This window comes from Methanosarcina horonobensis HB-1 = JCM 15518, from assembly GCF_000970285.1.
In the GTDB taxonomy this organism is placed as follows: Archaea; Halobacteriota; Methanosarcinia; order Methanosarcinales; family Methanosarcinaceae; genus Methanosarcina; species Methanosarcina horonobensis.
This window is the reverse complement of record NZ_CP009516.1, coordinates 2,480,236-2,493,146: the sequence shown is the minus strand read 5'-3', so window position 1 is coordinate 2,493,146 and position 12,911 is coordinate 2,480,236. Positions and strand designations below refer to the sequence as shown.

The window sequence follows — 12,911 nt, the reverse complement described above, 5'->3', positions numbered from 1 at the left end:
AGCCAGTGAGTTTTCGACAGTAATGCCTAAGCTCAGGGCATCGGGCTTAAAACCCCTTTTCCTCCAAGAAACATTTCAGAATAGTCTGCCGATCTTCCGGTGTCTCTGGGGCAGGTAAATGTAAGGCCCTCTGGACCAAGAATGCAGGACAGAGGTTTTGCTTTTTTGAAATCCATCCTGCCTTTTTCATCAAAAAAGTTCTCATCAACTTCCAGATTCACGACCTTTCCTATGATCAGTGAGAACTTTTCTCTCAGGATCTCCTCTATGAGGGTGCATTCAGCCCATGCAAGGCATCCTTCAATGCCAGGAGCCTTTACCTTCTCAGATAGACGGGGTTTCAGCCCTGCCATTTCAAATTCGTCCACTTCCGGCGGATAATTCCGAGAACAGACCATGACAACTTCTTCCATCCCTACAGGAGGGATATTAATAACAAACTCTCCTGTTTCCCGGATGTTTGTGAGCGTGTCGCGTTTGAGCCAGGAAGCAAGCAGCACTTCATCAAGCGGGCGAAGAATTGGAGTTATATTGGACCATGGAGCCGCATTTCGGACTCCCTGATTTGAAATTGTTGAAATTAGGGCAACAGGCAGGGGGAAGATTTGTTCTCTTTTATTTGGTTTTAGTTTCATGCATTCACCTTGGAATTTTGAACTGTATTTGAACTGTAATTATTACTAGTCTGTGTTTATTTAATACTTTATGTTATCTGAAATTCATAATTTGTTATCGGAGAGAATATAAATTGGAAGCAAATTCTTCACGCTCTGACCCGATGAGTTATAAAATTAATGTGCTACTGATTCTATCAACAGGTGTGACCAGTGATTATTAAAACTTCAATTTAAGTTGTTCTAGGACTCAATGGGCTATCGTTATAGCTATCCACTCGAATTAAGATAGCAGAACAGTAAATATCCGGGCTGAGATAAGACTACCAGAAACTCAGTAGAGATCGATGAAGTAGAGGTCGATGAGATAGCATTTAATTCTTCCTCAGATTTTGTGGAAATAATAATAGCAGGAAGCACGGAAGAATATAATTTTGTGAATTATTCATTTTCAACAGTATGAAAAAAGTTTAAGATACTAACTCTCAGGACGTAAATTTTTGCTACAGTTTAATCTTCTTTTCCAACTTTCCGGGAATTCACTTGCTCACTTCACTTGCTCGCTATTGTTATTCACCGTCATCAGAATCATCAGAGTCGTCATCTTCATATTCTTTTTCATCTCTTTCCGAGTATCCTGTTTCTTCTATCCTCCTTGCCTGTTCTCTTTCCTTTTCTATTTTCATTCTCTCTTTTTCGGCTTCATCTACTCTTTCCGTTTCTCGCGATTTTTTCGCACTGTACTTCGCATAGGCAAACATGGATATCAGCACTATAGTTGAAGCAAGCAAAAAGACGAGCACCATATTGAGTATTGGATCATAAGTACCAAGTGAAGTTTCAGGATCAAAAGCCAAAAATAGTTCCTCCCCTGTTATTTCTGATATTACGTATCGGCTCTTATGTTATTTATATATCAAGATCTTTAAAGATTAGTTTAATATTTGATGGCTGTAGCTTTTGAGAATCCATTAGTTTATAGTTATACTGTTAAAAGTAATTTAAATAAATAAGTTTATCTCTTTTTAATTTATTCGTCGCTATAAAAGATAGCTTCATAATTATCTTAACTGTGATTTGAGTAGCAGAAGAAAGGAATAAGGAAAACAGAAAGAATAAGGAAAACAGAAAGAATAAGGAAAATAGAAATTAGTTTTAACCGTTTAAGCAGGATACTTTTCACAGAATAAAGGGTTTAAAGGGTTTCTCTCTTTTTCTCCATTTTTCCGGAAACCGATCAGTTTTTATTATTTTTCCTCCATCAGTTCTTTAAGCCTTTTCTTTTCAGCAATTTGCCGGGCAATTCTTTCAGCCTCAGCTCTCTCTTTTTCTTCCCGCATTTTTTTTGTGACTTTCTTCGTATAAATGAACATTAATGCCAGAGCAACAAGTGAAATCAGCAAAAAAGTGATTATCATATTAAATGTGATTTCGATATTCATTCCCAATCACCATTAATAAGTTGGTGGGAGTTCTATTTGTCAGTTTCTGAAAAACGGAAGAAAATTTCTTCCTGAAGTTTTATTTTACTAATGTCCTTATTTTTAGTAATATCCACCATACCTTTCGTTTATCTCTCTAGCAGTATTGTAAGCGTCATAAAGGTTATAGATCCAGAACAGCGGATAGAGAATGTAGCCGATTAAAACTACTGTCAGGAAGCCGAAAATCGAGGCAAGAATGATAAAAATAATTCCTTTCATGATCTGCCCGTTATAGATCTGCCCGAGACCTGGAATGAAGAATGATAGTACAGCAGCAACACCCGGGTTTTTTCTTGGTTGAGACATGTTCCACGCTCTTATAAACGCTTCTGGTTTTTTGATTAATTATTCTACCTGGAGATACCTTTATGATTTTAAATTAAACATAGAAAAATTAAATATATAAATTAGACGTAATGAATTAAACATAAAGAACTAAAAATAATGAATTAAACGTAATAAGCCACATAGAAGCGGTAAGCAACCTTAACCTCATCTATCTCCCCTGACTGCAGTTCAAAGTTCGACTGGTCGGTTTTGTAAACTTTCCCCCCGAAATCTTTAAAGGTGACCTCACATTTTATGTTTTTGGGAAGCTGAGATTCAAAATTACTACATTTTTTGCATAATTTGCGAGTAAGAGTTTCTATTTCTTCGGGACTGAAGGTTTTTTTGTTTTCAGGCCTGTAATTTACTTCAACTGTCAGTTCTTCTTTGCTGAGCAGGTCCGCCCAGAAACCAGAAAGTTCCGCCCCTTCTATCCTGTAGTCCTGAAGTTCAAAGCTTCTGGTAATAGTGTTCTTGATCTTACCCTCGTTCATATGCTTAGTTTAGAAAGTGGATCTATATAAACTATCTCAAAAACAGAAAAAGTAAGTTTTCACTAAATGACAAACTTAAAAGTGTTCTGTAAGGTTCATTTATACGTTTGATTCCACAAAAGAAATGGTTATGTCTGTAATCTCAGAATTGCTACCGATTCGTATAGGTGGGCCCCATGTGCCGAAACCGGCTGAAACAATTATCTGACATCCTCCTTTTCTCAAATAGCCCCAGCTGTTTTCAAACACACATTTAGAAATTAAGGTATTGGGAAAAAACTGTCCGTTATGCGTATGCCCGGATAACTGTAAATCAATTCCGTTCAGCTGTCCTTCCTCCAGATTAATGGGCTGGTGATCTAGCAAAATAATCGGAAGACTATGATCTATACCGTCTAAAATCCCGGACAGCTCCAGTCGCTGTTTTCCATTCACTCGACCTGCCATCCGGTCATCCCGACCAGCTACATAAAACTGGTTATTTACTTTTATGCATTTATCAACCAGTACATTAATACCAGCCTGTTGTAGATGTTCCACTGCCAGCTTACTATTGCCACCAATGTATTCGTGGTTTCCAAGCACTGCGTACACGCCATATTTAGAACGCAACTTATTCAATATTTCCGGCATTTTATTATCGACAAATAGCTTCACATCCTCATCTATAGTATCACCGGCAAGAAACACAATATCCGGATCAAGTTCATTAATTCTGTTAACCATTGCTTTGAGGCAGTCACTATCAACCACGAAGCCAAGGTGTATATCGGACACCATAACAACATGGAGTTCTGGCAAATTATGTACTGCTTTTTTGATAGTGATATCATAGTGCACAATCAGTGGATGACGCGCATTCCAGGTTCCGTATAACAAAAGAAGGGAAACAAAGGATAAAATTACAAAACCCCAGTAAAATGACGGGTATTTAATTATCTGGGCTTCGGGAAAGATGAAACTAGTTAAGATATGAAGAGTATCCGTACCTGCCCATATCAAGAGCGAATAATAAATAGCACCCAGCCAGTAATTTCCTGTTGCAGCAACAAGATCGTTAATGTATCCCGGATAAAACCGCTTTCCCAGTCTGGCTGCAAAAAGCGATGTTGCAAGAAACGCATAACTGCTCCAGTAGAACAGAGAGTAAGGCTCAATAAGACTTTGTATTGATTGAAAAAAGCGTAAACCCACATAATAATTTCCGGCAGCATAGATTAAAACAAAAATAGCAAAAACAGCGGGAAAAAGTAAACTTATTTTTCTTCTATCCCTTCCTTTATCTGTCATCGTATCCGGTCTTGTTTATTGCTTTATTTGCTGCTTCTATTTATGCTTCTATTTATGCTTCTATTTATTATCCTTATCTACTGTTTTATTTATTAATTTTTATTTTCCAGAAAGATCTTCTAGAAATTAAAATCGATATCATTTCACGGACATTAAAAAATTAAACTAGTCACAAAGCCGAGTGCACTTTATTTTGTACTATAAGTGCATAAGTCCTGCTCATTAGAAGATCTGTAATAGGCTTGAAACTTTTTACATCAAGCTATTTTTTGCTTGAAAACAATTTTTGATATAATTTATTTAATATAATTTATGCTATTACTATGTGCTGGAGTTGGGAGATAAGACAGAGGAGTAAACTGAGAACTGCAAACCAGTGCCATGAAAGAATCTCCAGGAGGTTGCTGATCCTTTCTTCGAATCATTTGCTTGGGGGAGCATGATATTCGAAGAGACTGTATTGGGGGATACAGTAGATACAGCACCTCTGAGCTTCTTCTTATATTAAACATATATTAAACATCCTAAAAAACTATATATCTTAAAAAGTTACATATTCTAAAGATTCGTTTAGTAAGTTTAAAAGTAAAAATCAAGGGGTTTATTCATGAAACATCTAAAAACATGTCCAAAATGCAACGCTGAACTGAAACTGCGCTCTGATGGCGAGACCCAATACTGCGACATTTGCAGTTACTGGACAAAAGCAGGTACCGCAAGACTCGATTCAATAATGATTTTCGCATGAGAAGTCTGCATGAAGAACACTGAGGTTTTTTAATATCTCCCGGGATTTTCAAAACTTATATTTGATTTTCAGGATTTGGTGATTGAAATCAATCAAAATCCCGGAAGATAATAAAAGACCTTAAGTATTTACTTCCTTCTTATTCACATTTTATTATAAAACTCATCCTATTATAAAACTCATCCCAAAACTGGCATTCCTCTATAATTATTGCAACTATTCAAAATTATATTTCATGATCGAAACTCGGTCCTTTTTGATTTACCTGTATCCCTCCCTAAAAGTGCGAAGGCGCGTATGGTGTCAGGTTTTACGAAAGCTCACCCCTGACTGAAGATGACAGGCTCGAAGCGGAACGGCTCTGGAATCTGATGGCAAAGCCAGGGACAAGCCCAGGGGAAAAGGTAGAAAAGAAGGAAAAGAAAGATTAAACTATGCGTTTAATCCTATTTTCAAATTTTCTTAAGCATTATTGACATTATGCCGGGCTTTGAAGGTCTCATTGTCTGGGGCATAAACATATCCATGCCGCCTGACCCGAACATTTCCTGGTTTACCCGGCTGGTTATTTCATCGAATATCATTTTATAGGCAACACAGTGCGGGTCGACACTTCTTACCTCCCCGTTCGTGGGCACTATGGCATTATAGGGGCACCCGCCTCTGCAGTACTTGATATGGGCGCAGTTTCCGCATGCAGTATTCACAAATTCCTTGAATTTGTGCATGAGTTTCCAGGCATCTGATTGGGCAAGGTCTGCCATGGTCGGGCGGTCATAGACATTTCCCATGACATACTCAGGCATGCCTACGAAGCGGTAGCAGGGGTATATGCCTCCGTCAGGGCCAACCGCAAATGTATCTCCCATGCAGTCCACAAAGGTGCAGACAGTGCCTCTGCCTGTAAACACGCATTTGCACAGGTGATCGATATTCATGACCTCAATCTTACCCATATTTTCCAGATACTTGTCCAGAAGATAAATTAAAAGTTCTCCGTACTCTTCAGGATCAAGCGCCCATTTTTCAGGGTTGTCGCCTTTCAAGGATGGCAGGCAGGGGTGCAGTTTCAGGGTTAGACCTTTATCCAGGTAAAAATTAAAGATATCTTCCCTGAACTTTACGGAGTGAGAAGTAAAAGTAGTGATAAATCTTACAGTAAGCCCATGAGCTTTCGCAATTTCGTAGCCTCTCATGGTCTTTTCATAGTAGCCTTTTCCCCTTTGCAGGTCGTTAAGCTCCTGCGGACCGTCAAGACTCGAGCCAATAGGAACATTGTACCTGGCAAAAATCTCGGCTATTTCCGGGGTAAGTTTCCATAGATTTGTCTGTATGGCAAAAGCAATATGCCTCGAACTTAATCCTTCAGCCAGTAAAGGCAAGGCTTCCCTGTAAAACTCTTCCCCCGCAAGGAGTGGCTCTCCACCATGGAAAGTAAAAGTAACCGAGTCCTGCCTGAAAATTTTAAGCCATTCGACCACTTCTTTGATAGTGTCAATACTCATTATCGGAGATTTTTCTTCAGAACTCCAACAATAATTACAATTAGCGGGACAGCCAAGAGTGGGGATCAGCATCACATGAAAAGGCATATTTAAAGCACCTTTTTTTTAAGCTTCTTTAAATTATTAGTAGTTTTCTAAGTTATCTTCTCCTTTCTTCAGGGGCCAAAAACTTCCTAAGGCAAAATCAGACAAATTGATCAAAGTGAGAAAAACAAGTTAAGTTATAAATTGTAATAAATAACTTACTTTAAGGGCAGATTAAAACTTTTCTTGTAAAAGGAGAGTGAATTTTAAAAAGCTAGAAAGATAACAGAATCCTGAAGTCAATATATAATTCTGAAATCAATAGTTTATAAGAAAACAAAAACGAATAAAAGATAAAGTTAACCTACAAAAGCAGGGTAATCAGATATAAGTCTGAGGTAATGAGATTAAGTTTATAAGAGATCAACTGATAAAGGGATTCGACTAGGTTTATACAGATATTATAGAGGTTATAGACTCACAATGAATGAAATCATTACCTGGATACTGATTGCACTTTGCCTGACGCAATCTGCTATTTTTTCAGGGCTGACAATCGGTATCTTTGGCCTTGGTAGGCTGAGGCTTGAGATTGAAGCCGAAGCAAACAACAAAAATGCAATTAAAATCCTTCAGATCCGGCGTGACTCAAATTTCCTGCTTACGACCATGCTCTGGGGAAACGTAGGAATAAATGTCCTTATTGCTCTGCTTACGGATTCCGTAATGGCAGGAACCTCGGCTTTTCTCTTCTCTACCTTTGGTATTACCTGTTTCGGAGAGATTGCACCTCAGGCTTATTTTTCGAGGAACGCACTTGCTCTTGGGGCAAAGCTGACTCCTCTCGTTCGCTTTTACCAGATGCTGCTTTATCCGGTGGCAAAGCCGACAGCCCTTATTCTTGACTGGTGGCTGGGCAGGGAAAAACTTGAGCTCTTCAGAGAACAGGCAATGAGAATTATGCTCGAAAAACATATCGAGTCCGGGAAGACCGATATAGGCACTTTTGAAGGGATAGGAGCACTGAACTTTCTTTCCATAGACGATGTCAGCATTTCCGATGAAGGCTCCATAATAGACCAGAGAAGTATCATTTCTCTTCCCGTAGAAAATAACCGTCCCGTTTTTCCTCTGTTTAAAAGGGAACCTTCCGATCCTTTTCTGCAGAAGATTGAAGCATCCGGAAAAAAATGGGTAATTATTACCAACCCTGCGGATGAGCCTGTAATGGTACTTGATGCCGATGGTTTCCTGAGGGATGCGGTCTATAAAAAAGGGCCTTTCATTCCGCTCTCTTACTGCCATTTTCCTGTAGTGGTAAAATCTTCTAAAACCAGGCTTGAGAAAGTAATCCGGCAGTTCAAGGTATATCCGCAGTATCCGGAAGATGATGTGATTGACCAGGACCTTATTCTTTACTGGGGCGAAGAAAAGCGTATAGTAACAGGATCGGATATTCTGGGACGTCTGCTCCGCGGAATCGTTATCGAATGCGACGTGGGCTCAGGGTGCGAAGTACCTCCTCCAAGGCAGCCAGGGTTTGTCAGGAGGCCAACTTTCAGGAGAGAAAGAAGAAAGGAAAACATAGAACAGGGAAAGAAATAAAAGAAAGAAATAAAAAGAGATAACATAAATCCAGGTAAAAGGCAACAAATCCAGGTAAAAGGCAACATTTAGAGCCTATCCGAAAAGTGGTTACCTGCTATAACTTTTATCATCTGCAATATGCAAAACCGGAAAAAACACTCTGATATTATATGCCGATTGTGACTTTTCAACATGCATTACTGACTTTTCGGATAGGCTCTTAGTGTATTGTCTTTGGATACAAACAGGTTTGTCACTGAAGACTATAGGTTTAAATTATAGTCCGTCCAATACCTGAAAAATGCCTTCTTTCTTTGAAGTAATGGTTATCCTCATTCTTATAGTACTCAACGGCATCTTTTCCTTGTCGGAATTTGCCCTTGTTTCAGCCAAGAAAACCCGTCTCAGGCAGCGAGCGGAAGAAGGAGATAAACGGGCGGCCACCGCGCTTAAACTCGCTAATGAACCCACTCCGTTCCTCTCTACGATTCAGATCGGAATCACCATGGTTGGCATTTTTGCCGGTGCATTCGGGGGAGCCACGATGGCAGGAGGACTCGCCACTTATCTACGTGAATTTCCTGCTCTTGCTCCATACAGTGATACGATCAGCATTACCCTTGTAGTACTCGCAATCACTTATCTCACCTTAGTCTTTGGGGAACTTGTTCCAAAGCGGCTTGCTCTAAATAATGCGGAAGCAATTGCTTCCCATATTGCAAAACCTATGTTCTTTCTTTCTCTCATAGCAAAACCGCTGGTACTTATTCTAAGTCACTCTACCGAGACAGTGCTACGGCTAATGAGGGTCAGAAAGATGACCGGGCCACCGGTAACAGAAGAGGAAATCAAAATTATGCTTGAGGAAGGAACCAAGGCCGGAGTGTTTGAGAGAGCAGAGTTGAGTATGATAGAAGGTGTTTTTGATATTGGTGACCGCAGGGTTGAATCTTTGATGACTCATCGCACTGATATTATAGCGCTCGACCTGGACGAACCGGTCGATGAGAACCTTCGGAAGATGATTGAAAGCGGCAGATCCAATTTTCCGGTATACGAACGGGATATGAATGACGTTGTCGGTATGGTGTCCGTAAAAGATATCCTCGCAAAGCTTGTGGAAAGCGGTACAGTTGATATAAGAGCCTCAATTACAAAACCTCTCTTTGCACCTGAAGCTATGACGATTCTTAAACTCCTGGAGTCATTCAAGGAAACCGGCGTGCATATTGCCCTGATTACAGATGAATATGGGAGTATTCAGGGCATTATTACCCTTCACGACATACTTGAGGCCATAGTGGGAGATGTCCATTCCCTTGGAGAGCCGGTAGAAGCGCAGGTTGTCAGTCTGGAGGATGGCTCCTGGCTTATTGACGGGGATACGCCTATAGATAAATTGAAGGATGCTTTATCCGTGGATTCATTCCCAGGGGAAGAGCAGGGATATTACAGAACTATTGCCGGACTGATCATGTTTATCCTGCAGCGGATTCCTAAAACAGGAGATCATATCGAACTTAGAGGACTGCGCTATGAGGTGGTTGATATGGACGGCAATCGAATAGACAAAGTGATGGTCAAACAGATTACTGAGGCTCCTATAAAATAAACACCTTATCTGTACAAAAACGTACATGATATTCTTCAAATAACAAGCCCAAAAAATGAAAGTCTTTTTTCTTTACCTTTTTTGATAATTCACTCCATCATTACATTGGACAGGAAGGTTGTCTTTTCTTTGGTTCTCCGAAACCGTGAAAAAACTAACCTTTAAATTGCCGTCGAATACCTGAGTGTGACTTTTATCATGGATGCCAAATTGCCTTTGAGGTAATTCTACTGTCCTTGAAATGATGGAGTAATCTAAATTGGAAGGAGAAATAAACAAATCTTGTGGTTTAGACATTCAGTTATATCTAGGTGATGTACTTACTGACATTTTTGGAAAAAAATGGGAGAGCAATTATAGCAGAAATCTCTTCAGGTAAAAATGTTGATTAGATTATAGAGTCGCTTTCTCCAAATTTTCGGAAAAAAGTGTTCAGATAAGAGAAATTCTAGGAGGAGAAATATCCCAGAGTACTGCAATCAGGTTTCAGATATGCTTGAACCTTATAAAACAGTTAGATGATGAAATTGAGCTTCTGAAAAGAGAAATTTTCAATTATGCTTATCAAAAGAATAAAGGAAAAATGAAAACTTTGCTGTCAGTTTTGTATCAAGGAAAATTGCAACGATAATATGGAATCTTATCAAAAATGATGAGATGTACGAAGATGAACAGGATATGAAAAAGGAGTAATTAAAAAGAGGAAGATTGTGGAGACAGAGATATTCTCGGTTGATAAAAAGATAACAATGAGCCTATCCCAAAACTTCATTTAATCTAATTACTGCTGCTACCATTACGACTCCTAGATATGATTCCTCTTTTATTTCATATCTTGGAAATACTTTCTTACATGACTCTATCCAGCTAAAGAACCTTTCTACTATACTTTTCATTTTGTATTCTTTCTGATCTACCTTTATTGGTCTTCCTATCTTCTTTTTCTTCCTATTTCTTTTATTTACTGGTATATTGGACTTTATTCCTCTTTTTCTGTTATATTTTCTAATTTTAGCTGTATCATACATTCCATCAGCTGTTACTTTTGAAGGCCTGTTAACAGGCCTTCCTACAGGTCTTTTTATCTTGAAATTTTTAAGTGTAGGTATATAAAGTGTTGAATCATTCTCATTTGCGGGAACAACAATTATAGAGAGAGGTAGACCCTGTAAGTCTACTAAAACGCTTAATTTTATTCCTTTTACTTTTTTATGACCGTCGTAGCCGATATTCCCCCTTTTTTAGTCGGAATATCCTTTGTATCAGTAAAACAATGAGAGAGATCTATTTTCTTCAAATCATAACCTTTGTTTAAAAGTTCATTAAAGATTTCCTGATAAATTCCATGTTCACAGAGGTAGAGGTGGAATCTATGAACGGTTGATTTAGAACCATAGCGGCGAGGAACATCTTTCCATGTACAACCTGTCATAACAACGTACAAAATACCATTCATTAACTTCCTCATATTTGCACGTGGTCTTCCTGTATGTGGTTTCTGAGGAGGAAGATAAGGCTCTATTGATTCCCATAGAACGTCATCGATTTCATGGAATGACATATAACTATATTTATAATTTCAGCATAATATTACTTTTGGGATAGGCTCAATAATTAATGGAATAATTGCAATTATGGAAAAAAGGAAGGAAGTAAATGAGAAATAAATAATTACGTACTTTCATGCCAAATAATAAAAAACAAGATCAATAGCCAACAATTAATGAAAAAAATGATCTCATAAAAGTTGCCTGTTGAAACTCGAATTATGTTGAAACTCGAATTAAATGGTCAAATATATTTTTTTGAGTTAAATAATTTCCTTACATTTTTCCTTTCTTCTTTAAATAATCGTAAATTGTAATGATACTTCCAACCAAACCTATTAATCCAACTATACCGAGTGTTTCTTTATTTACAGTTATTCTCTCTACAATCCACCTTTCATATATATTTTTTCCTTCTTCAGTTGCTCCTTCTTCAGTTACTCCTTCTTCAGTTACTCCTTCTTCAGTTACTCCTTCTTCAGTTACTCCTTTTTTAGAATTCTTGGTAGGTGTCTCTTCTAGGGATGGCGGTAAGGCAAACACTTGAATGCGATTATTTCCCGTATCTGCAACATAAACATTACCCGAAGAACTCACAGCTATACCTAAAGGATTTTTAAATTGTCCAGCATTGCTACCATAAGAACCCCATTGTTTAAGATAAGTGCCGTTGCTATCAAATTTCTGAATGCGACCATTATAAGTATCGGCAACATAAATATTGCCCGAAGAATCTAAAGCAACATTTGCTGGATAAAATAGTTCCCCATCGCCGCTGCCCTGAGAACCTACTTGTTTAAGGTAATTACCGTTGCTGTCAAATTTCAGAATGCGATTATTATCTTTATCGGCAACATAAATATTATCAAAAGAATCTACAGCAACACCAGTTGGATTTCTAAATTGTTCGTTGCTTTTTCCGTTAGAACCCCACTGTGTCAGACAATATCCGGTGCTGTTAAATTTCAAAATACGATTATTAGCGTAGTATGTATCCGATACATAAACATTGCCCGAAGAATCTACAGCAACACTAAACGGATTTAAACTCGTTCCGTCGCCTATAACATAAGAACCCCATTGGGTAATGTATTCACCTGTGCTACTTAACTTCTGAATGCGATTATTACCTTGATCAGCAACATAAATATTACCCGAAGAATCTACAGCAATACCAGTTGGATTATTAAATTGCCCATCATCGCTGCCCTTAGAACCAAATTGGGTAATGACTACACCATTACTGTCAAATTTCAGAATACGATCATTGCCACTATCAGCAACATAAATATTATCAAAAGAATCTAAAGTAACAGCAGTTGGATTACTAAATTGTCCATCACCACTGCCCTGAGAACCAAATTCAGTAATAAACAAGTATGTTCCAGCATGCGTAATAGAAGCACTCATTAATCCAAAAAAAAGGATAGTCAAGCAGATTGAAGTTATTCTGAACATATTAACGTTTTGATACTTCATTATTTAATTACTCCTTTTCATCTTTCACTTTTAATCCTTCCTTATTTAACTGAATCTACTTCTTGAGTCGAGCTGTATACAAAATAAAACAAGTTTTAAATCATATTCCTAAGATTTCAAAATATGTTCACAAACACATGTCATAATATCTAACTCTGTTTTTAAAAACAGAGTTAAACAAATATTTATTAAGATTTATG

General features: G+C 38.1%; 13 protein-coding genes and 1 pseudogene. 4 read left to right on the top strand and 10 right to left on the bottom strand.

The annotated features are described in order from the left end of the window. Positions 1-32 precede the first annotated feature (32 nt). The 6 genes from MSHOH_RS10910 to MSHOH_RS10885 all read right to left on the bottom strand — a co-directional run bounded on the left by MSHOH_RS10910 (position 33) and on the right by MSHOH_RS10885 (position 4,209). Positions 33-635 carry a flavin reductase family protein gene (locus MSHOH_RS10910; protein WP_048139599.1) on the bottom strand — a complete coding sequence of 201 codons (603 nt, stop codon included), beginning with the start codon at positions 633-635 and terminating at the stop codon, positions 33-35. 548 nt (positions 636-1,183) lie between these two features. After that, the gene (locus tag MSHOH_RS10905) at positions 1,184-1,471 is read right to left on the bottom strand and encodes a hypothetical protein (protein ID WP_048139597.1); all 288 of its coding nucleotides are present in this window, start codon (positions 1,469-1,471) and stop codon (positions 1,184-1,186) included. A gap of 390 nt (positions 1,472-1,861) precedes the next feature. Beyond that, entirely contained in the window at positions 1,862-2,056 is a 195-nt protein-coding gene (locus tag MSHOH_RS10900) for a hypothetical protein (RefSeq protein ID WP_048139595.1), read from the bottom strand. 102 nt (positions 2,057-2,158) lie between these two features. Continuing rightward, positions 2,159-2,404 (bottom strand): DUF5683 domain-containing protein, encoded by a 246-nt coding sequence (locus MSHOH_RS10895; protein ID WP_048139593.1) that lies wholly within the window; start codon positions 2,402-2,404, stop codon positions 2,159-2,161. Between the two features lie 143 nt (positions 2,405-2,547). After that, positions 2,548-2,919, bottom strand: coding sequence for a hypothetical protein (locus MSHOH_RS10890; RefSeq protein ID WP_048139591.1), 372 nt, complete (start codon positions 2,917-2,919; stop codon positions 2,548-2,550). Positions 2,920-3,018: 99 nt separating this feature from the next. After that, positions 3,019-4,209, bottom strand: a complete 1,191-nt coding sequence (locus MSHOH_RS10885; protein ID WP_048139589.1) for a metallophosphoesterase — start codon at positions 4,207-4,209, stop codon at positions 3,019-3,021. Between the two features lie 607 nt (positions 4,210-4,816). Between MSHOH_RS10885 and MSHOH_RS24665 the strand changes: the two genes are divergently transcribed. Further along, a complete protein-coding gene (locus tag MSHOH_RS24665) occupies positions 4,817-4,957 on the top strand; it encodes a hypothetical protein (protein ID WP_204245417.1) in 141 nt (46 codons plus the stop codon). Between the two features lie 452 nt (positions 4,958-5,409). Here the strand turns inward: MSHOH_RS24665 and MSHOH_RS10880 are convergent, their stop codons facing one another. After that, positions 5,410-6,549, bottom strand: coding sequence for a TIGR04083 family peptide-modifying radical SAM enzyme (locus tag MSHOH_RS10880; RefSeq protein ID WP_048139587.1), 1,140 nt, complete (start codon positions 6,547-6,549; stop codon positions 5,410-5,412). A 420-nt stretch (positions 6,550-6,969) separates the two neighbouring features. On the opposite strand from MSHOH_RS10880, the gene MSHOH_RS10875 reads away from it, so the two are divergent. From MSHOH_RS10875 to MSHOH_RS22805, 3 genes and pseudogenes are all read left to right on the top strand, one after another. Then, the gene (locus MSHOH_RS10875) at positions 6,970-8,091 is read left to right on the top strand and encodes a DUF21 domain-containing protein (RefSeq protein WP_048139586.1); all 1,122 of its coding nucleotides are present in this window, start codon (positions 6,970-6,972) and stop codon (positions 8,089-8,091) included. Between the two features lie 283 nt (positions 8,092-8,374). Next, on the top strand, positions 8,375-9,685 hold the full coding sequence (locus MSHOH_RS10870) for a hemolysin family protein (RefSeq protein ID WP_048139584.1): 1,311 nt from the start codon (positions 8,375-8,377) through the stop codon (positions 9,683-9,685). A gap of 301 nt (positions 9,686-9,986) precedes the next feature. Further along, positions 9,987-10,461 (top strand): annotated as a pseudogene (locus MSHOH_RS22805) (IS110 family transposase); the annotation flags it as partial. Here MSHOH_RS22805 and MSHOH_RS10865 read toward each other — a convergent pair. The 3 genes from MSHOH_RS10865 to MSHOH_RS10855 form a co-directional block, all read right to left on the bottom strand. Next, a complete protein-coding gene (locus tag MSHOH_RS10865; protein ID WP_052730774.1) occupies positions 10,441-10,881 on the bottom strand; it encodes an IS5/IS1182 family transposase in 441 nt (146 codons plus the stop codon). The pseudogene MSHOH_RS22805 and the gene MSHOH_RS10865 sit on opposite strands and share 21 nt — an antisense overlap. 5 nt (positions 10,882-10,886) lie before the next feature. Continuing rightward, positions 10,887-11,246, bottom strand: a complete 360-nt coding sequence (locus MSHOH_RS10860) for a transposase (RefSeq protein WP_048136859.1) — start codon at positions 11,244-11,246, stop codon at positions 10,887-10,889. A 262-nt stretch (positions 11,247-11,508) separates the two neighbouring features. Next, positions 11,509-12,711: an SBBP repeat-containing protein gene (locus tag MSHOH_RS10855; protein WP_082089322.1), complete on the bottom strand. Its 1,203-nt coding sequence runs from the start codon at positions 12,709-12,711 to the stop codon at positions 11,509-11,511. Between the last annotated feature and the right edge of the window lie 200 nt (positions 12,712-12,911).

Coding starts and splice junctions, on each gene's coding strand:
- MSHOH_RS10900 (WP_048139595.1), bottom strand. CDS start 2,056: ATGAATATCGAAATCACATTTAATATGATAATCACTTTTTTGCTGATT.
- MSHOH_RS10895 (WP_048139593.1), bottom strand. CDS start 2,404: ATGTCTCAACCAAGAAAAAACCCGGGTGTTGCTGCTGTACTATCATTC.
- MSHOH_RS10890 (WP_048139591.1), bottom strand. CDS start 2,919: ATGAACGAGGGTAAGATCAAGAACACTATTACCAGAAGCTTTGAACTT.
- MSHOH_RS10875 (WP_048139586.1), top strand. CDS start 6,970: ATGAATGAAATCATTACCTGGATACTGATTGCACTTTGCCTGACGCAA.
- MSHOH_RS24665 (WP_204245417.1), top strand. CDS start 4,817: ATGAAACATCTAAAAACATGTCCAAAATGCAACGCTGAACTGAAACTG.
- MSHOH_RS10860 (WP_048136859.1), bottom strand. CDS start 11,246: ATGTCATTCCATGAAATCGATGACGTTCTATGGGAATCAATAGAGCCT.
- MSHOH_RS10880 (WP_048139587.1), bottom strand. CDS start 6,549: ATGCCTTTTCATGTGATGCTGATCCCCACTCTTGGCTGTCCCGCTAAT.
- MSHOH_RS10885 (WP_048139589.1), bottom strand. CDS start 4,209: ATGACAGATAAAGGAAGGGATAGAAGAAAAATAAGTTTACTTTTTCCC.
- MSHOH_RS10855 (WP_082089322.1), bottom strand. CDS start 12,711: ATGAAGTATCAAAACGTTAATATGTTCAGAATAACTTCAATCTGCTTG.
- MSHOH_RS10910 (WP_048139599.1), bottom strand. CDS start 635: ATGAAACTAAAACCAAATAAAAGAGAACAAATCTTCCCCCTGCCTGTT.
- MSHOH_RS10870 (WP_048139584.1), top strand. CDS start 8,375: ATGCCTTCTTTCTTTGAAGTAATGGTTATCCTCATTCTTATAGTACTC.